The organism is Primorskyibacter marinus (assembly GCF_003313245.1).
In the GTDB taxonomy this organism is placed as follows: Bacteria; Pseudomonadota; Alphaproteobacteria; order Rhodobacterales; family Rhodobacteraceae; genus Primorskyibacter; species Primorskyibacter marinus.
In genome coordinates this window covers 486,264-504,853 of record NZ_QJSD01000001.1, presented here as the reverse complement: position 1 = coordinate 504,853, position 18,590 = coordinate 486,264, and the positions used below count along the sequence as shown (strand labels likewise).

Annotated in this window: 16 protein-coding genes; 10 read left to right on the top strand and 6 right to left on the bottom strand. The window is 61.1% G+C overall.

What is annotated here, in order from left to right; genetic code table 11:
• The first annotated feature begins 21 nt into the window (after nucleotides 1–21).
• Complete coding sequence (locus DMZ65_RS02390) at nucleotides 22–795, top strand: gamma-glutamyl-gamma-aminobutyrate hydrolase family protein (protein WP_116597273.1); 774 nt, start codon at nucleotides 22–24, stop codon at nucleotides 793–795.
• Between the two features lie 32 nt (nucleotides 796–827).
• Here the strand turns inward: DMZ65_RS02390 and kynU are convergent, their stop codons facing one another.
• Nucleotides 828–2,021 (bottom strand): kynureninase, encoded by a 1,194-nt coding sequence (gene kynU / locus DMZ65_RS02385; RefSeq protein WP_116597272.1) that lies wholly within the window; start codon nucleotides 2,019–2,021, stop codon nucleotides 828–830.
• A complete protein-coding gene (locus DMZ65_RS02380) occupies nucleotides 2,018–2,770 on the bottom strand; it encodes an SDR family NAD(P)-dependent oxidoreductase (RefSeq protein ID WP_116597271.1) in 753 nt (250 codons plus the stop codon). Before DMZ65_RS02380 ends, kynU begins: the two co-directional genes overlap by 4 nt.
• 115 nt (nucleotides 2,771–2,885) lie before the next feature.
• Between DMZ65_RS02380 and DMZ65_RS02375 the strand changes: the two genes are divergently transcribed.
• The 7 genes from DMZ65_RS02375 to DMZ65_RS02345 all read left to right on the top strand — a co-directional run bounded on the left by DMZ65_RS02375 (nucleotide 2,886) and on the right by DMZ65_RS02345 (nucleotide 10,068).
• Entirely contained in the window at nucleotides 2,886–3,836 is a 951-nt protein-coding gene (locus DMZ65_RS02375; protein ID WP_116597270.1) for an MBL fold metallo-hydrolase, read from the top strand.
• A 49-nt stretch (nucleotides 3,837–3,885) separates the two neighbouring features.
• Nucleotides 3,886–4,335 (top strand): methyltransferase family protein, encoded by a 450-nt coding sequence (locus DMZ65_RS02370; RefSeq protein WP_116597269.1) that lies wholly within the window; start codon nucleotides 3,886–3,888, stop codon nucleotides 4,333–4,335.
• Between the two features lie 140 nt (nucleotides 4,336–4,475).
• Entirely contained in the window at nucleotides 4,476–6,047 is a 1,572-nt protein-coding gene (locus DMZ65_RS02365; RefSeq protein WP_116597268.1) for a Re/Si-specific NAD(P)(+) transhydrogenase subunit alpha, read from the top strand.
• A gap of 12 nt (nucleotides 6,048–6,059) precedes the next feature.
• Nucleotides 6,060–7,493 (top strand): NAD(P)(+) transhydrogenase (Re/Si-specific) subunit beta, encoded by a 1,434-nt coding sequence (locus DMZ65_RS02360; RefSeq protein ID WP_116597267.1) that lies wholly within the window; start codon nucleotides 6,060–6,062, stop codon nucleotides 7,491–7,493.
• Nucleotides 7,494–7,678: 185 nt separating this feature from the next.
• Nucleotides 7,679–8,119, top strand: coding sequence for a putative quinol monooxygenase (locus tag DMZ65_RS02355; RefSeq protein WP_116597266.1), 441 nt, complete (start codon nucleotides 7,679–7,681; stop codon nucleotides 8,117–8,119).
• A 79-nt stretch (nucleotides 8,120–8,198) separates the two neighbouring features.
• Complete coding sequence (locus DMZ65_RS02350; RefSeq protein WP_084352440.1) at nucleotides 8,199–8,555, top strand: VOC family protein; 357 nt, start codon at nucleotides 8,199–8,201, stop codon at nucleotides 8,553–8,555.
• 232 nt (nucleotides 8,556–8,787) lie between these two features.
• Nucleotides 8,788–10,068 (top strand): DUF3422 family protein, encoded by a 1,281-nt coding sequence (locus DMZ65_RS02345; protein ID WP_116597581.1) that lies wholly within the window; start codon nucleotides 8,788–8,790, stop codon nucleotides 10,066–10,068.
• Here DMZ65_RS02345 and DMZ65_RS02340 read toward each other — a convergent pair.
• The 4 genes from DMZ65_RS02340 to DMZ65_RS02325 form a co-directional block, all read right to left on the bottom strand.
• Nucleotides 10,004–11,086, bottom strand: a complete 1,083-nt coding sequence (locus DMZ65_RS02340; protein WP_116597265.1) for a YeeE/YedE family protein — start codon at nucleotides 11,084–11,086, stop codon at nucleotides 10,004–10,006. The two genes, DMZ65_RS02345 and DMZ65_RS02340, sit on opposite strands and share 65 nt — an antisense overlap.
• Before the next feature lie 213 nt (nucleotides 11,087–11,299).
• A complete protein-coding gene (locus DMZ65_RS02335; RefSeq protein ID WP_116597264.1) occupies nucleotides 11,300–12,262 on the bottom strand; it encodes an ABC transporter permease in 963 nt (320 codons plus the stop codon).
• Nucleotides 12,255–13,262 carry an ABC transporter permease gene (locus DMZ65_RS02330; RefSeq protein WP_116597263.1) on the bottom strand — a complete coding sequence of 336 codons (1,008 nt, stop codon included), beginning with the start codon at nucleotides 13,260–13,262 and terminating at the stop codon, nucleotides 12,255–12,257. Before DMZ65_RS02330 ends, DMZ65_RS02335 begins: the two co-directional genes overlap by 8 nt.
• Before the next feature lie 118 nt (nucleotides 13,263–13,380).
• Nucleotides 13,381–15,084 (bottom strand): peptide ABC transporter substrate-binding protein, encoded by a 1,704-nt coding sequence (locus DMZ65_RS02325; RefSeq protein WP_116597262.1) that lies wholly within the window; start codon nucleotides 15,082–15,084, stop codon nucleotides 13,381–13,383.
• Between the two features lie 235 nt (nucleotides 15,085–15,319).
• On the opposite strand from DMZ65_RS02325, the gene DMZ65_RS02320 reads away from it, so the two are divergent.
• Both DMZ65_RS02320 and argE read left to right on the top strand, forming a co-directional pair.
• Complete coding sequence (locus tag DMZ65_RS02320) at nucleotides 15,320–17,140, top strand: ABC transporter ATP-binding protein (protein ID WP_116597261.1); 1,821 nt, start codon at nucleotides 15,320–15,322, stop codon at nucleotides 17,138–17,140.
• An 8-nt stretch (nucleotides 17,141–17,148) separates the two neighbouring features.
• Entirely contained in the window at nucleotides 17,149–18,315 is a 1,167-nt protein-coding gene (argE, locus tag DMZ65_RS02315) for an acetylornithine deacetylase (protein WP_116597260.1), read from the top strand.
• The last annotated feature ends 275 nt before the right edge of the window (nucleotides 18,316–18,590 follow it).

Sequence of the window (18,590 nt, the reverse complement as noted above, 5' to 3'; positions counted from 1 at the left end):
CGTTCCGGAGACCTGTCCAATATGACACGACCCATTGTCGGCATTATCGGCAACCAGCATTTGCTCAACGATGACTATCCGGCCCATGCCGGTGGGGCGATGAACTCTGAGGCGGTTGCCTGTGTTTCAGGGTGCATTCCGCTGCTGATCCCTGCCGATCCGCGTTTCGTGACGGTGGCGGAATTAATGCAGACATGCGACGGCTTTCTTCTGACCGGCGGGCGGCCCAACGTCCACCCCGAGGAATACGGTGAGACGCCGACAGAGGCACATGGCGCGTTCGACCGGGCGCGGGATGCCATCACCCTGCCGCTGGTGCGGGCCTGCGTCGAGGCGGGCCAGCCGTTCCTTGGAATCTGCCGCGGGTATCAAGAGGTGAACGTGGCGATGGGCGGAACGCTTTATCCCGAAATCCGCGACCTGCCGGGCCGGATGAACCACCGCATGCCGCCCGACGGTACGATCGAAGAGAAATTCGCGCTGCGCCACAAGGTCACTTTTACCGAAGGCGGCGTCTTTCATCGGTTGTTGGGCACCTCCGAGGTGATGACCAACACGTTACACGGGCAGGGGGTCAAGACGCCAGGCGCGCGCTTTGCAATCGATGGCGTGGCCCCTGATGGCACGGCTGAGGCCGCCTATATCAGCGGTGCGCCCGGCTTTACCCTGTCGGTGCAGTGGCATCCGGAATGGGACGCGGCCAACGATCCGGTCTCGCGTCCGCTGTTCACCGCCTTTGGCAACGCGGTGCGGGCATGGGCGAGCGGTGAACGCGCTGCGCTGCAAACGGCCTGAGCCACCCGTCGTGCGGCGCGTCGGTTCCAAGTTCAGGTCACGGCGGCGCGCTTGTGATACTCGGGCCGGTCCCAAAGCTTTTGGTCCAGAATCTCGGCAAGGATCGTTGCGGCAGCGCGGATGTCGTCCTTTGACGTATAAAGCGGCGTGATGCCAAACCGCAAAATGTCCGGGGCACGGAAATCTCCGATCACGCCTCTGGCGATCAGGGCCTGCATGACCGCATAGCCCTGCGGATGACGAAAGCTGACCTGAGAGCCGCGCATCGCATGCGTCTTGGGCGTGGCAAGGGCCAGATCGGGGCAGCGGGCGCTGATCTCGGTGATGAACAGATCCCCAAGTGCCAGAGACATCTTGCGCAGCGCCTGCATGTCCACCCCGTCCCAGATATCGAGCGCGGTTTCCAGCGCGGCCATTTGCAAGACGGCAGGCGTGCCGACGCGCATCCGCTCGATCCCTTGACCGGGGCGGTAGTCCGGATCGAAGGCAAAGGGCGCTTCATGCCCAAGCCAACCAGACAGGGCAGGCTGCGCGGTCTCTGCATGTTGCGGGGCCACATAGATGAAGGCAGGCGCGCCGGGGCCGCCATTCAGAAACTTGTAGGTGCAACCACAGGCGAAATCGGCTTTGCCCGCCGTCAGGTCCACCGGCACGGCCCCCGCCGAATGCGCCAGATCCCAGATCGCCAGCGCGCCTTTCTCGTGCGCCTTGGCGGTCAGCGCGGGCATGTCATGGCGGCGTCCGGTGCGATAGTCCACCTCTGTGATCATCAGCGCCGCGACATCCTCGGTTATGGCGTCATGCACTTCCTCTGGCTCAACAACCCGCAACTCATGCCCTTTGTCCAGACCGGCGATCAACCCCTGTGCCATATACAGATCCGAGGGAAAGTTGCCGCTGTCCGACAGGATGACCTTGCGATCCGGGCGCATGTGCAATGCGGCGGCAAGGGCCTGATAGACCTTGACCGACAATGTGTCGCCCAGCACCACGCTGCCTTCGGGAGCGCCCAGCAACGCGCCGATGCGATCGCCCAGAACCGACGGCTGCGCCATCCATCCGGCGCGGTTCCAGCCGGTAATGAGCATCTCTCCCCATTCGTCCTTCACCGTGCGCGCGACCCGCTCTGCTGCGGCTTTCGGCAGCGGACCAAGCGAGTTGCCGTCAAGATAGATCACGCCATCGGGCAGATCGAACATCGCGCGGGTTGCAGAAAAATCCATCACATTTCACCTCCGGCGATCTGGATTGCCTGTCCGTTGATACTGCCGGAATTGTCGCCGCAGAGCCAGAGAGCGGCCTCGGCGACCTCTGCCGGGGCGATCAGGCGGCCATGCGGATTGGCACCGACCATGACCTTGCGGGCGTCATCCTCTGACATGCCGGTGCGGGCCATGATACGGTCAATGTTCTGCGGCACGATATTGGTATCCACATAAGCCGGGCAGAGCGCGTTGAACGTGTAGGGTTTGCCAAGATAATCGGCGGCCAGCGCGCGGATCAGCCCGATCATCGCGTGTTTCGAGGCGCTGTAACACGGCGCGCCCTTGAGGCCACGAACGCCGGCAATTGACGACACCGCAATGACGCGCCCCCAATCAGTCTGATGCATCGAGGCAAGACATTCGCGGATCGTCAGGAAGGCACCATCAAGGTTGGTGGCCATCATGTCGCGCCAGAACGTCATGTCCGTCTTGTGCAGGGCGCGGCCTTCGGCGATGCCGGCATTGGGCACACAGATCTGGACAGGCCCACGGGCGGCAACGGCACTTGCGATGCCCTCCACGACAGAGGCTTCGTCGCGGACGTCCATCTCCAGCGGATGCAGGATGCCGCCTGCCACTTCCTCCAGCACCGCGCGACGGCGACCGGTGATCGTGACCACGGCACCCCGATCTGCCAGCGCGCGGGCGATGGCAAGGCCGATCCCGGTGCCGCCCCCTGTGACGAGTGCGTGTTTGCCTGCAAGTGTCATGCGCGTCCTTTCGTTTGGCGGGCAGAGTAGCGCAGCCGGAGGCAGGGGCAAGGGGCCGCTTTACTTACGAATTCATTCCTGTGAATGTGACGTTGGAATTTGCAGGGAGAGTCGCATGAAAACCTTTTTGATTGGCGCGGTGGCCGCAGTATTGGCGCAATCTGTTTGGGCCAGTGAGGATATCGCGGATCAATATCCGCAGTCGGAACTTTACTCCAAGCCGGTCGAGGTGATTCCGCATGTATTCTCGGCCATCGGGGCAACAGCACCGCCGTCCTATGAAAATTCAGGCCATAACAACAACCTCAGCTTCGTGGTGACAGGCGACGGTGTCGTGGTGGTGAACGGAGGGGCCAGTGCCCGCCTGGCCGCCGCGTTGCACGACGAAATCCGCGCTGTGACCGACCAGCCCGTGCGTCTTGTCATCAATGAGAATGGGCAAGGCCATGCGATGTTGGGCAATTCCTATTGGGCCGATCAGGGCGTCGATATACTCGCCCATGTCGAGGCCATCGAAGAGATCGCGGAAAACGGCGACTTCATTCTGCAAGCCATGCAGGGCTACAACCGCGACAAGGCAGAGGGCACACGCGTCGTGGTGCCCAACATGTCGTTCGAGGACCGCAAAACCGTCGAGATGGGCGATGTGACGCTGGAAGTGCTTCACCTTGGCCCCGCGCACGGGCCGGGCGACACACAGGTCTGGATTCCTGCGTGGGACATTATGATTGCCGGGGATATCGCCTTTCACGAACGGATGCCGCCGATTTTTGCCGATACCTGCACCTCGTGCTGGATCGAGACTTGGGAGACCGCGTTGGTGCCGCTGAACCCGACCTATGTCATTCCGGGGCATGGACATCCGACGAACCTTGCGCAGGTTACGCGTTACACGCATGACTATCTGGTGGATTTGCGTGCCAAGATCGGGGCGCATATCGAAGAGGGCGGTGATCTGGCCGGGGCGTATTATGTGGATCAGACAAACTGGGCGCATCTGGATACCTTCGAAGAGTTGGCAACAAAGAACGCCGGCCGGGTCTTTGAGGAAATGGAATGGGAATAGCGGCAGGGGATCAGCGGGCACGGGCACCTGTCGTTGTCCGGAGGATGACATGAAATGGCTTGATCTACCGCCCGTCTGGTTGGTCGGTGCGCTGGGCCTGGCCTGGGCGCAAAAGACATGGGCACCTCTGGGGCTGAGCTTTGGCCCGGTCTGGGCCGATCTGCTCGGCGGCATGCTGGTTGGCGGCGGGCTGTTATTGATGGTGCTTGCCGTTTACGAGATGCGCTCGAAACGGACCACCGTCGTGCCGCACCGCATTCCGGACGCGCTGGTGACCACGGGCATTTTCAGCCGCACGCGCAATCCGATCTACCTCGGCGATTCGATGATCCTGACCGGACTGATCCTGTATTGGGACGCCGTGCTGGCCCTGCCGCTGGTGCCAATCTTTGTCTGGTTGATCGAGGTCCGGTTTATCCTCCCGGAAGAGGCGCGGCTACGACGAAAGTTCGTTGCGCAATTCGCACGATACACGCAACAAGTCAGAAGGTGGGTGTAACTTCTGCTCTTAATATGCTGTGTAGCAGCATTGAACGGCGGCATGGCTGCTTGTCGCGGGTAGGTCAGCACTGTAGACCGACCAAGATGCGGCATTGCCGCTAGGGAAATTGCCCGTTCTGACGCAAGGGGGACAGGAACTTGAAAATAGGAACGCCAAAGGAAGTGTTCGACGGCGAGAACCGGGTCGCGATGACTCCGGACTCGGCGCTTCAGCTGCAAAAGCTGGGGTATGATTGTGTAATTGAAACCGGTGCCGGACTGGCCGCAGGGTTTTCGGATGCGACCTATGAGGCCGCCGGCGTAAAGATCGCCGCGACCGCAGAGACGTTGTGGCAAGAGGCCAATATCATCGCCAAGGTGCGGCCCCCCAGCGATGCAGAGGCCGAACGGCTGACGGCCGACAAGACCCTCATTTCATTTTTCTATCCGGCCTCCAACAAGGAGCTGATGGATCTGTGCGCCTCCAAGGGGGCCAGTGTCATCGCGATGGATATGGTGCCGCGCATCAGCCGCGCCCAGAAGATGGATGCGCTGTCCTCGATGGCCAATATCGCGGGTTACCGCGCGGTGATCGAGGCAGGCAATAATTTCGGGCGTTTCTTTACCGGCCAGATCACGGCGGCGGGCAAGGTGCCCCCGGCCAAGGTTCTGGTTGTCGGCGCGGGCGTTGCCGGACTGGCGGCCATCGGCACCTCGACCTCGCTGGGTGCGATCACCTACGCCTTCGACGTGCGCCCCGAAGTGGCCGAACAGGTCGAATCGATGGGGGCCGAATTTGTCTACCTCGATTTCGAGGAAGAGCAGCAGGACGGCGCGGCAACCGGCGGCTATGCCGCTGTATCCTCGCCCGAATTCGCAGCGGCCCAGCTTGCGAAGTTCCGCGAGCTTGCGCCCGACATCGACATTGTCATCACCACCGCCCTGATCCCCAACCGCGAAGCGCCAGAGCTTTGGACCGAGGATATGGTCAAGGCGATGAAGCCGGGATCTGTGATCGTGGATCTTGCCGCCGAACGCGGCGGCAACTGCAAGATGACTGTACCGGACGAGAAAATCGTGACCGATAATGGCGTGACCATCATTGGCTATACCGATTTCCCCAGCCGGATGGCGACGCAATCCTCGACGCTTTATGCGACCAATATCCGGCACATGATGACCGACCTGACGCCCGAAAAGGACGGCAACCCGGTTCACAACATGGAGGATGACGTGATCCGTGGGGCAACCATCGCCCACGCGTCCGAGGTGACCTTCCCGCCGCCGCCGCCCAAGGTTCAGGCGATTGCGGCGCAGAAAAAAGAAAAACCCAAGGAACTGACGGCTGAAGAGAAGCGCGCCAACGAGGTTGCGGCTTTCAGAACACAGACCAAACAGCAGGTGACCCTGTTGGCAGTCGGTGGCGCATTGGTGCTGGGTGTGGGGCTGATCGCGCCTGCCAGCTTCATGCAGCACTTCATCGTCTTCGTGCTGGCCGTGTTCGTCGGGTTCCAGGTGATCTGGGGTGTGGCGCACAGCCTGCACACGCCATTGATGGCCGTCACCAACGCCATCTCGTCAATCATCATTCTTGGCGCGCTGATGCAGATCGGGTCCGGGTCGTTCCTGGTGATCCTGCTGGCGGCGCTTTCGGTCTTCATGGCCGGTATCAACATATTCGGTGGATTTCTCGTGACACGGCGCATGCTCGCCATGTTCCAGAAGTCGTAAGGGGGCAGGGTTATGGAATTCGGATTTACAACAGCGGCCTATGTCGTCGCGGCTGTCCTTTTCATCCTCTCGCTCGGGGGGCTTTCAGGGCAGGAAAGCGCAAAACGCGCCGTCTGGTACGGCATTGTCGGCATGGCGCTTGCAGTTTTCGCAACGCTGATCGGACCGGGCTCGGGGCTGTGGCTTTTGTCGCTGATCCTGATCGCGGCAGGCGGTGCCATCGGTTGGGTCATTGCCAAGCGCGTCGGCATGACCGAGATGCCGCAACTTGTGGCCGCGATGCACAGCCTTGTTGGTCTGGCAGCGGTCTTTGTGGGCTTCAACGCGCATTTCGAACTTGGCCGCGTTTTGGCCATGGACGAAACCGCGCGCATCGGTCTTGAAGGCTTCGCGGCGCTGATCGCCAAGAAAGACGGTGTGGAACAGGGTATCCTGCGGGTTGAGCTTTACCTTGGCATCCTGATCGGTGCGATCACCTTTACCGGGTCGATCGTGGCCTTCGGCAAACTGGCTGGCAAGGTCACCAGCGCGGCGAAGAAGCTGCCGGGCGGGCATCTGCTGAACATCGGGGCGGCGCTTCTGTCGCTGCTTTGCCTGATCTGGTACATGAACACAGGCGGTTTCTTCCCGCTCTTCCTGATGACGCTCGCGGCGCTGTTCGTCGGCTATCACCTGATCATGGGCATCGGCGGTGCCGATATGCCGGTGGTGGTGTCGATGCTGAACAGCTATTCGGGCTGGGCGGCGGCGGCGATCGGTTTCAGCCTTGGCAACGATCTGTTGATCGTGGTCGGCGCGCTGGTCGGCTCATCCGGTGCGATCCTGTCCTATATCATGTGCAAGGCGATGAACCGGTCGTTCATCTCTGTGATCCTGGGCGGCTTTGGTGGCCCCGCGGGCGAGCAGATGGCGGTTGAGGGCGAGCAGATCGCGATTGACGCGGATGGTGTGGCCAACGCATTGGACGAGGCCGACAGCGTCATCATCATCCCAGGCTACGGGATGGCGGTCGCACAGGCCCAGCAAGCGGTGTCCGAACTGACCAAGCGTCTGCGGGAAAAGGGCAAGAACGTGCGTTTCGCCATTCACCCCGTTGCGGGCCGTCTGCCAGGCCATATGAACGTGCTACTGGCCGAAGCCAAAGTGCCCTATGACATCGTGATGGAGATGGATGAGATTAACGACGACTTCCCCGATACGGACGTCGCCATCGTGATCGGGTCCAATGACATCGTGAACCCGGCCGCACAGGACGATCCCAACAGCCCCATCGCTGGCATGCCGGTGCTGGAATGCTGGAAGGCCAAGCAGGTCTTCGTCTCCAAACGCGGGCAGGGCACCGGCTATTCCGGCATCGAGAACCCGCTGTTCTTCAAGGACAACACGCGCATGTTCTACGGCGATGCCAAAGACAGCCTGAACGCGCTTCTGGCCAAGATCAGCTAAGCGCGCCCCTTTTTGAACCTTCATCGTGAGGCCCCGCTTTGATCAGCGGGGCCTTATTGCATTCAGACGTCGCTTGCGACGCAGCTTTCGTTGCCGGAAATGCGCAATGATGTTAACCTGGGGTCACCGTCGCATAGTATCTTTACAGCCCTGCTGCTGTCGTCCAGATTTTTGGAGATCCACAGATGACCCGATATTTCCATCGTTTTCTATCTGCCGTCGGCGTGATCTTCGTGCTTTCCGGTGCGGCACATGCAGATGGCCATTCGGACGAAAGCGCCGATGATATTCAGCTGCTTGTCGAGGTGACAATCAAGGATGGGAAAGAGGAGGCGTTCCAGGCACTTATGGCCGACATGATCACCTCGACCCAGACCGAGGACGGAACGCTTCGCTACGAATTTCAACGCTCGGGCGATTTGGTGCATCTTCAGGATCGCTATGCTGACAATGCCGCAGCCGTCGCCCATATGCAAAGCTTTGGTCCAAATTTCGGCGCACGGTTTTCGGATGTGTTCACGTCCACGCGGCTGGTTGTCTACGGTCCTGCCAACGAAGCTGTGCGTGCGATCTTTGATCCGCTCGGCGCGGTCTATTTCGAACGCGTCGGTGGGTTTCGGCGCTGACGGCGGCGGTATCCAGATGGCCACACTGGGCGGGATCGGCGCGTTTCATGGCTGAGATGATATTTTGGGGAAGACGATCATGCACAAGGTTAACGGCATTGGCGGGGTGTTCTTCCGGGCAAAAGATCCCGCGGCGCTGTCGCAATGGTATAGCCAGCATCTTGGCGTTGATCCGGTGACGGATGCGCCTTGGCAGCAGCGCGAAGGCTATACCGTTTTTGCGCCGTTTCCGGCAGATACCGATTATTTCAGCCGCTCTGGCCAGCAGTGGATGCTGAATTACCGCGTCGACGATCTGGAGGGTATGATCGCGCAACTCAAACGCGCGGGCATCGAAGTTGAAACCCGTGATGAATGGAACAGCCCCGAGGTCGGGCAATTTGCCCGCATCCACGACCCCGAAGGCAATCCGGTGGAGTTGTGGCAACCCGCCTGAGCACCCGCGATGCGTTGGACTGCCTTGCAGTCCGGTCAGAACCGCCCGCAGCATCGCGCTGTGCCGCTATCCCCTTGGAAAAGCATCCGAATGCGATCTTGCTGATGCTGTCTAGTGCGAGTTGGTATGCAGTTGTACTCATCTAACTTATGGAATTAATTGAATATTCCTGTTTACAGAGCGATGCGCTCTGCCTATGCGGATGGAAATGACAAGAACTGGACCCGCTTCTCTGATGCCCATATCCGACCATGATTTGCGTTACCGTTTGGCCAATGAGCTGCACGCGCGACCGTTTCCGTTCCTGTCCACGCCGTGCCGCGCGGTATTTCTGGCCGTCAAACGACAGACCGATGCGGCATCGCGGGACCGTGCCGCCGATCTGGCGCATCTGACGGATCTGCTGGACCGTCACGGTGCTGCGCATCCTCAGCCGGGGGCGACGCATTTCTCGGGTGAGATCGGCAAACACGCGATAAAATGGGAAAGCCATACAGAGTTCGTGACCTACACGGTGTTCCTGTCCGGGCTTGGGCAACGGCCATTCGATCCCACAGACTTTGACGTCTTTCCCCACGATTGGCTGAAAGCCGCGCCGGGCGTCCGGATGGTCTCGGCGATGATCCGGGTGGAGCGTCGCATTTCCGACGAGGACGTGGCGGCGAAGGTCAATGACTGGTTCGTGCCGGAAAGCCTTGCCGTCAGTGACGTGCTGGACGGCGAGGTGGTCATTGCGGGCGATTTTCGCATCGACACGGCCGGGCATTCCCGGTTCGCGGCCTTTGTGGGCGAAGAGACCGGCGAGCGGCGGGTGGGGCGCGTGGTGCAGCGCCTGTGCGAGATCGAGACCTACAAGACCATGTCGATGCTGGGCTTTGCGCGGGTGCGCGAACTTGCGCCGCGGATGAGCGTGATCGATGCAGAGCTTTCCAAGCTGATGGTGCAGATGACCTCTGGCGACGATCCGTCAGAGGCAACGCTGGGCGGGCTGCTGCGCGTCTCGGCAGAGCTGGAAGCCCTGTCGGCGCAATCCGCGTTCCGCTTCGGCGCGACCGGTGCCTATGAAGCGCTTGTCAGTCAGCGCGTCGAGGTGCTGCGCGAAGACCGTTTCGGTGGCCGTCAGACCTTTGCCGAATTCATGATGCGCCGCTTCGATCCGGCCATGCGCACCGTCAAATCCAGCGAAAGGCGGCTGGAGGCAATGGCCGACCGGGCGATCCGTGCCGGTGATCTGTTGCGCACGCGGGTCGAGGTGGAACGCTCTGCCCAGAACCAGAGGTTGCTGGAAAGCATGGACAAGCGCGCCGATATGCAATTGCGCCTGCAAGAGACTGTCGAAGGCCTGTCGGTCGTCGCGATCAGCTATTACGCCGTGTCACTGGCGGGCTACCTGCTTTACCCGCTGGCAGAGCTTGTCGGGCTGAGCAAGGGGTTGCTTCAGGCGGCGGTCACTCTGCCGGTTGTTGTGTTGGTGTGGTTGGCAATCCGTCGGATACGCGCCCGGATGAATTGACGCCGCGCAGCGCGGCATTCACCGCCAGCGCACCGCCCGCAATCGACAGGATCGCGAGGATCGCAGCGAAGGACAGTGTCGGGACGCCCGACAGGCCCGCGCCCACGGTGCAGCCGCCTGCCAATACCCCGCCCACCCCCATCAGTGCGGCACCCGTCAGGTAGCGGCCGGTCTGCGCGGCGCTTTCAAAACTCTGCCAGCGGAAGCTGCGGAAGGCGAGCGACGACGCCAATGCGCCCGCCAACACGCCGCCCAGAAGGCCCACGCCGAACCCTGCCGGGATGGAGGTCGACGCGACCAGCCAGAACAGGCTGTCAGCCGAGGGCGAGGTGAAGGACAGGCTTTCCATCGCGATCGGGTCAAATTCGTCCAGCAGGATGAACCCGGTGCCGACCCAGGCGGTGGGCACAAGCAGACCCAGCAGCGCGGCCATCAACAGCGTCCCCGCGCGGTTTCCCGACCGCAAGCCCACCGCCAGTGCTGCCAGACCGACAATGGCGGCCCAAAGCATTGCGCCACCGGGCAGGGCCGCCAGGCTGACAGTTTCGCCCAAGGGCAGCGTTACCGCGCCAAGCGTCGTGCGGACGGGCGCGAGAACGCCCTTGAGCGTCGCATGGGCGACCACGCCAAAGACCAGCAGGACCAGCAAGGCGCGCAGGTTGCCCGACCCGGTCAGCACCGTCAGCCGGGACACACAGCCGCGCGTCAGAACCATTCCCGCGCCGAACATTACGCCGCCCGCGAGGATGGCAAGCCATGGCAGATCGGCGGCCATGAAGCGGTGTCCCTCAAAGCTGATCAACCCGTAGGTCACGGCGAGCTGCGTGCCGATCACGGCGACGCCTAGTGCGGTCAGCCAGACACCAAGGGCGGCGCGCCGGTCCGTGCCCACAAGGCCGCGGCGAAAACAGAACTTCGTGCGCTCGGCAAAGACGCCGAACAGCAAGCCAATGACCAGTGCCAGCACGACGCTGGCCTGTTTCGCGGTGGTTTCTTCAAAGCCGAAGGATTCGAACATGGCGCGGCCCCTGATTGGAAAACTGTTCGCGTCTGGGCTATTTTTCTGGTGCAATCAAGCGGAAATTGCTCTCTCAACCCCATCGCGTTGGAACATGGTTCCGGTTCGGCGCGTAGCTTAGGTAAGCCGTTCACGCCCGACAAACAGCACGAAACACGCGAACCGGAACGGGCGCTTTCTTTGGGAAATAGGACCTTTCTGACGTTGGCGCGCTTAACGCCCCCGAATGCGCGGATCCAGTGCATCGCGCAGCCCGTCGCCAAGGTAGTTCACGCTCAGCACCGTCAAGGAGATGGCCACGCCGGGCCAGATCACCCGCTCTGGATATTGCTGGAGGTAGTCGACCGCGTCGAACAGCAACCGGCCCCAGGTGGGGAAGTCGGGCGGAAAGCCCAGCCCCAGAAAGGACAGCGCGCTTTCGGTGATGATCGCGTTGGCAATGCCCAATGTCGCGGACACCATGATCGGTGACATCACATTGGGCAGAATGTGCCGGATGATCATCTTGGTGTTGGTCGTCCCGATCGAACGCGCGGCCAGTACGAATTCGCGCTCTTTCAGTGCCAGCACATCGCCGCGCACGATCCGGGCCGTGGGCATCCAGCTGGTGATACCGATGGCACCGACGATCAGGATGAAGATGCCGGTCTCGGGGCCGAACGCCTGGTTGAGCGAGCCTCGAAACAGCATCACCATGACCAACAGGAGCGGCAGCAGGGGCAAGGCAAGGAACAGGTCCGTCAGCCGCATGAGTGGCCCGTCGAGTTTGCGAAAATAGCCCGCGATCAGGCCTACGAAGCTGCCCAGCACCAGTGCCAGCGCCATTGCGGTAATGCCCACCGCGACAGAGGTTTGCCCGCCCGCCATCATCCGCGCCATCGTGTCCCGGCCAAGCTGATCCGTGCCGAACGGATGGGCGAGGCTCGGGCCCTGATTGCGGGCGCGTATGTCGATATAGGTGGCATCGATCGACCAGAAAAATGGTCCGATAAACACGGCCAGCACGATCAACAGGAAAATGATCCCGCCCAGCAAAGCGCCCTTGTGGCGCTTGAACTGGTCCCAGACATCCCGCCAGTGGCTGCGCGGCGGCGTGACAGGGACCGGGTCGGTCAACGCGCCCGCCGGGGTTGCCCCGCCAGAGCCGGGGATGACCTTGGGGGTCGGCTCAGTCATAGCGGATCCTCGGGTCAAGCACGCCGTAAAGCACATCCGCAATCAGGTTGAACAGCACAATAAGCACGGCAAAGATGAAGGTCAGGGTCTGCACCATCGGCAGGTCATTGGCCTGAATGGCGGTGATCAGCAATTGCCCGATTCCGTTCACCTTGAACACCTGTTCGGTGATGATTGCGCCGCCAAAGACCTGCGGCACGCCAAGCGCGATCACCGTGACCACCGGTATCATCGAGTTGCGCAGCACATGGACCAGCACGACAACCCGTTCGGACAGGCCCTTGGCGCGGGCCGTGCGCACATAGTCCTGATTGAGGTTGTCCAGCATCGAGGCGCGCATGAACCGGCTGATTTGCGCGGCATTGAACAGCGCCAGCACAAAGACCGGCATGACCATCTGGCGCAATTGCGCCATGAAGTTATCCCATGAATTGACCACCAGCGTGGTGTCGTAGATCGACGGAAACCAGCCCAGATGGACCGAGAAGATCACGATCAGCAGAACGCCGGTAAAGAAGGTCGGCACCGAAAAGCCAAGCATCGACACGAATGTGCCGATCTGGTCGAAGATCGAATATTGTCGGTAGGCGGACAGGATGCCGATGGGCAGGGCGATCAAGACCCCGACGACATAGCTTAGCCCCACCACCCAAAGCGTTTGCGGCAGACGTTGGACGACAATGTCCATGATGGGCGAGCGTGTTTGCCAGCTGATCAGACGCTGCTTGCCTTCCGCGAAGCTGGTGCCGAACAGGTGGTCAAGCAGGACCTGCGGTTCGATCCAGAAGAATTGCACGATCCATTTGACAAAGCGCACATGAAGCGGCTCGCCCAGGCCCAGTGCTTCGCGCAGACGCTCTCTGACTTCGGGCGGGATTGTCAGGGGTTGCGCAGCCGTGGGGTCGCCCGGTGCCAGTTCCAGCAGAAGAAAAATCACAAGGCTGATGAACAAAAGCGTCGGGATCGACAGGACCAGTCGTCGGATCGTAAAGGTCAGCATGCACGGCACCTTTGCGGGTCAGTCTTGCTGTCGGATTGACTGGATTTGCGCCGCAATGTTCGGGCGCTTGCAGCGGTTCAGTCACGGGGCGGGACATGGCCCGCCCCAAGGCATGAGGTCACTTGATGCGGTGCCAATCCGCAGCGTTCCAGATCTCGGAATCCCATGTATTGAGCCGCACGCCGCCAAGGTCATTGGCATGCGCGGACACGCGGCCACGGTCGACCAGTGGTACGATGGTGAAGGTGTCCTTGGTCAGCATGTCGTTCAGCTTCTTGGCCAGTTCCGACCGTTTAGCGATTTCTGCCGTTCTGGACAGCTCGTCGATCAACGCATCGTATTCGGGATCGCAATAGCGGTTGATGTTCTGGCCCTGCCATTGGTTGTCCGGCTGGGGTTCCTTGTCACAGCGATAGTTGGCCAGAAAGGCCTGCGGATCTGTGCCGTCGAAGTTGTTGGCGTACATTTCAACGTCGGCATAGAATTTCTGGAACGTGTCCGGGCTGCCCGGATCGCCGCCGAAGAAAACCGAGGCGTCGATATTGCGCAGCTCTGTCTCGACACCCAGCTCGGACCACCACTGCTTGATCAGCGCCTGAAAATCCTGGCGCACGGCATTGGTCGAGGTCTGGAACAGGATCGACAGTTCGACACCGTCCTTGTCGCGGATGCCATCGCCATTGCTGTCCACCCAACCGGCTTTGTCCAGCTTGGCCTTGGCACCCTCCATGTCCTGAACCAGACAGCCAGTGTTGTCAGATGCGTAGATATCCGGTCCGGGGACCAGGTTGCATGTGGGCCGGCCAGCCTGACCATAGCCGATCTCAACCAGCAAATCACGGTCTATGGCCATCGACAGCGCCTCGCGCACCGCCTGATCCGTCAGGAACGGGTGCGGTGCCTCGCGTGTGGCGCGTATATCCGGATCCAGGTCAGGCGAGGGGTCGGTCAGGTTCATTTCCAGCCGTTCCACCAAGGTGCCGAAGGCCGATACCAGCTTGCCCTTTCCGCCGTCCGCCATATTGGCCAGCACGTCTGGCGACAGTTGCAGGTTCCACGCATAGTCGAATTCGCCGGTTTCCAGAACCGCCCGACCTGCGGCCATGGCGTCACCGCCGCCTTTGAAGGTCAGCGTGGCAAAGGCCGGCTTGTCGGGGTCGCGGTAGTGGGGATTGGCCTTCATCTGGATAACGTCATTTGGCCGAAAATCGGTGACAACGAAAGGGCCGGTGCCAATGGGCGCAAAATTTTCCTCTGTGCATTCCGGGGCCTTGGCACCCATGCAGTTTTCAAATTGCGCCTTCTGAATGATCGGCGACTGGTTGCCCATGAAGGCGGTGTAGGGGTAGGGCTTGGGTTCTTCGAAATTTACCTTGACGGTCAGCTCGTCCAGTACCTCGATATCCTTGATGCCGTCGAACTTGGCAAATTGCGAACAACCGCCTTCGGGATGCATGCAATATTCTGCGCTAAAGAGCACGTCCGCCGATGTGACGGGCGTTCCGTCAGACCATAGTAGGCCTTCTTTCAGCTTCCATGTGATCGACATCAGATCTTCGCTGACCCCGCCGTTATCCACCGTGGGAACAGTTTCCGCGAGAAAGGGAACCAGTTGCCCCGTTGGATCAAAGCGCGCCATCGGTTCACTGACCAGTGATGCGGATTCGATGTCCTTGGTGCCGTTCGACAGATAGGCATTCAGGATCGACGGTGCCTGCCAGTATATGATCCCGACATGGCCATCCGCGCCACGCTCGGCCATGGCCATGGGCGCAAAAACGGTCGTCGCCGCGGCACCGAGAAGGAGGGTTTTCAGTGTCATTTCATAGCTCCGATTTGGACTTTTTGGAGAGAATGTCGCGGTGCGGTTGCAAAAAACATGACGGGTCGCATTTGCCGCTTTTCCAATCGTTGCAATCGGTTTCGATCCCTCATCTACCTATCGAAACAGACTTTCGCAAAAAATCAAGACTTGGCTGCGGGAAATACCTGTCCGGATTTGACACAACATGTTCTCTGTCGCTAGCGTCGGGCTTTGCGAAACCCGGAGACGTGTCATGCTCGACCACGCTATTGCCCGCATCGAGAATCTGCGGGTGACGTTCGAGACCAAGGGCGGCACCGTGGTCGGCGTGGAGGATATGTCATTCGACATCAACCCCGGAGAGACCGTCTGCGTCGTGGGGGAGTCCGGGTCCGGCAAATCGGTGTCTTCGCTGTCGCTGATGCGGCTGGTGGAATATGGTGGCGGAACCATTGCGGGCGGGTGCCTGCTGTTTGATCGCAAGGACGGGCAGGAGCTCGACCTGGCGCGCGCCGATCAGCACCAAATGCGCGCGATCCGCGGCAATGAAATCGGGATGGTTTTTCAGGAACCGATGACGGCGCTGAACCCGGTTTTCACCGTCGAGCGGCAACTGACAGAAGGGCTGCGCCTGCACAAGGACATGACGAAAAGCGAGGCCGTGGCAGAGGCACTGGATCTGATGCGGCAGGTCCGCATCCCGGAACCGGAGCGACGGCTGAAGCAGTATCCGCATGAATTGTCCGGGGGTATGCGCCAGCGTGTCGTCGTCGCCATGGCGCTGGCGTGCAAGCCGCGTTTGCTGATCGCGGATGAGCCGACAACCGCGCTGGATGTCACCATTCAGGCAGAAATCCTTGCCCTGATGGACCGGCTGAAACGTGAAACCGGCACGGCAGTGATGTTCATCACCCACGACATGGCCGTGGTGGCGCAAATGGCCGACCGGGTCGTGGTCATGTTTCGCGGCAACAAGGTTGAGGAAGGCACGGTCCAGGAGATTTTCGAGACCCCGCAGCATGATTATACCAAGGCGTTGCTGGCGGCGGTTCCGAAACTGGGCGAGATGCGCGGTAAAACCTATCCTGAGCCGATGCGCCTGCTGGGCGATGACCGCGCGGCCGCCAAGCCGATCCGTGGACGTGACGAGGTGTTGTTGAAGGTGCGGGGGCTCACCACACGGTTTCCGGTCAAGGGCGGGTTCTTCCGCCGCACCATCGCCAACGTTCATGCGGTCGAGGATCTGTCCTTTGACCTCAATCGCGGCCAGACGCTTAGTCTGGTGGGCGAAAGCGGGTGCGGCAAGACCACCGCCGGGCGGTCGATCCTGCGGCTGGTCGAACCACTATCCGGCGAGATCGAGATTGACGGCAAGGACATCGTGGCGCTGAATGCAAGCGATCTGCGCAAGGCACGGCTGGACATGCAGATGGTGTTTCAGGACCCGTTCGCCAGCCTGAACCCGCAGATGACGCTTGCCGATCAGGTGGCTGAACCGATGCGCAATTACACCACGCATACCGGGCGCGCGCGGCAAGAGCGGGTCGAGATGCTGTTTGACAGGGTGGAATTGCCGCGCAGCTTCCTGCGCCGCTATCCGCACGAGTTGTCAGGCGGGCAGCGCCAGCGCATCGCCATTGCCCGCGCGCTGGCACTGAATCCCAAGCTGATCGTCGCTGACGAGGCGGTCTCGGCGCTGGATGTGTCGGTGCAGGCGCAGGTGCTGAACCTGATGATGGAGTTGCAGGCAGATCTTGGGCTGTCTTACCTGTTCATCAGTCACGACATGGCCGTGGTCGAGCGTGTCAGCCACCATGTCGGCGTCATGTATCTGGGCCGGATTGTCGAAATAGGCCCACGCGCTGCGGTCTTTGAAAACCCGCAGCATCCGTATACACAGGCCTTGATGAAGGCGGTGCCGATCGCCGATCCGCGCCGCCGCAAATCCGAGCATGAGTTGAATTTCAAACCGATCCCGTCTCCGATCCACCCTGTCGGCCATGAACCCGGACCGTCGATCTATGCCGATCTGGGCGGCGGTCACAAGGTGCTGACGTCGGAAAGCGGGTATTGAGAGGGCAAATGTCTGATATACTGTCACCACGCGCGATCATGGACAAATTGGTGGGGTTTCCCACCGTCAGCCGCGACAGCAACCTGGACCTGATCGACTGGGTCGACACCTATCTGACCGCGCAGGGCATCACCTGCCACCGCCATTATAACGAGGATGGCGACAAGGCCGCGCTGTTTGCCCATGTCGGCCCCGATGTTGAGGGCGGCCTGGCTCTGTCCGGGCATACCGATGTCGTGCCGGTTGATGGTCAGCCCTGGACGTCCGACCCTTGGACCGTGACGGAACGCGACGGGCGTCTTTACGGGCGCGGCTGCACCGACATGAAGGGCTTTGACGCGCTGGCGATCTGGGCGCTGGTTGAGGCACATCACAATGGCGTCGCGCGGCCGTTGCAACTGGCGCTCAGCTATGACGAGGAAATCGGCTGCACCGGCGCACCACCGCTGATCGAGGCGATGACGGCCAAGCTGCCAAAAGCCAGCGCGGCGATCATCGGCGAGCCTTCAACGCTTCGGGCTGTGACGGGGCACAAGGGCAGTCAGGGGTTTCACACCCGCGTGGTCGGGTTCGAGGTGCACAGTTCGTTGATGCATACCGGCGTGAATGCGATCATGGAGGCGGCAAAGCTGATCGTCTGGGCGAATGAGCGCAATGCCGAGAACCGCGCCCGCACGCCTTCGACTTTGGCGGCGATGTTCGATCCGCCCTGGACGACCTGCCATGTCGGTGAGATCGAAGGCGGCACCGCGCATAATATCACCGCCAAGCACTGTTGGCTGGGAATGGACTTCCGTGTGGTTCCCGGCGACTCCCTGTCTGATTGGAAAGATGCCTATCTAACCCGCGTCCGCGAGATAGAGGCGGATATGCAGGCGGTCCGGCCCGAAACCCATATCGAGATCACCAAACGCTACGAAGTCCCCGGCCTTCAGCCCGAACAGGATGGGGAGGCCGAGGCACTGGCGCGCGCGCTGACAGGCGACAATGGCAACCATGTCGTCAGCTACGGCACCGAGGCAGGGCATTTCCAGAATGCGGGTTACTCGGCGGTTGTCTGCGGGCCGGGCGACATCGCACAGGCCCATCAGCCAGATGAATACATCACCGTTGAACAGTTCGAGGCGGGCCATGATTTCATGCGCCGTCTGTTGACCCGACTGAAGGAGGGCTGAGGTGCCGGTCAAGAACCGCATGCGCGATATGTCTGAAGATCGGCGGATGGCGCAGGTTTTTCCATGCGCGTCGCGGCTTTACGCATGACGTTGGCCGCGCGGCAGGGACCATCGCCGGTACGCTGCGGGCCGTTCAGCCTAGACCCGTTTCGCCCCGTGCCGGCGTTGTTGGTGTCATCAACGGCTCGCCCGATGGCTCTGGCAAGGTCATCGTGATTTGCCTGTGCAGCGGTATTGCGCCTCTGGCACGCAGTTCCGTTCCGGGGTAACACCCG

Bases quoted from the DNA above. Each gene is read 5' to 3' on its own strand.
- DMZ65_RS02380 (WP_116597271.1), bottom strand. From the start codon at position 2,770: ATGACACTTGCAGGCAAACACGCACTCGTCACAGGGGGCGGCACCGGG.
- DMZ65_RS02330 (WP_116597263.1), bottom strand. From the start codon at position 13,262: ATGCTGACCTTTACGATCCGACGACTGGTCCTGTCGATCCCGACGCTT.
- DMZ65_RS02325 (WP_116597262.1), bottom strand. From the start codon at position 15,084: ATGACACTGAAAACCCTCCTTCTCGGTGCCGCGGCGACGACCGTTTTT.
- DMZ65_RS02320 (WP_116597261.1), top strand. From the start codon at position 15,320: ATGCTCGACCACGCTATTGCCCGCATCGAGAATCTGCGGGTGACGTTC.
- DMZ65_RS02335 (WP_116597264.1), bottom strand. From the start codon at position 12,262: ATGACTGAGCCGACCCCCAAGGTCATCCCCGGCTCTGGCGGGGCAACC.
- DMZ65_RS02355 (WP_116597266.1), top strand. From the start codon at position 7,679: ATGACCCGATATTTCCATCGTTTTCTATCTGCCGTCGGCGTGATCTTC.
- argE (WP_116597260.1), top strand. From the start codon at position 17,149: ATGTCTGATATACTGTCACCACGCGCGATCATGGACAAATTGGTGGGG.
- DMZ65_RS02350 (WP_084352440.1), top strand. From the start codon at position 8,199: ATGCACAAGGTTAACGGCATTGGCGGGGTGTTCTTCCGGGCAAAAGAT.
- DMZ65_RS02370 (WP_116597269.1), top strand. From the start codon at position 3,886: ATGAAATGGCTTGATCTACCGCCCGTCTGGTTGGTCGGTGCGCTGGGC.
- DMZ65_RS02375 (WP_116597270.1), top strand. From the start codon at position 2,886: ATGAAAACCTTTTTGATTGGCGCGGTGGCCGCAGTATTGGCGCAATCT.
- DMZ65_RS02360 (WP_116597267.1), top strand. From the start codon at position 6,060: ATGGAATTCGGATTTACAACAGCGGCCTATGTCGTCGCGGCTGTCCTT.
- DMZ65_RS02340 (WP_116597265.1), bottom strand. From the start codon at position 11,086: ATGTTCGAATCCTTCGGCTTTGAAGAAACCACCGCGAAACAGGCCAGC.
- DMZ65_RS02390 (WP_116597273.1), top strand. From the start codon at position 22: ATGACACGACCCATTGTCGGCATTATCGGCAACCAGCATTTGCTCAAC.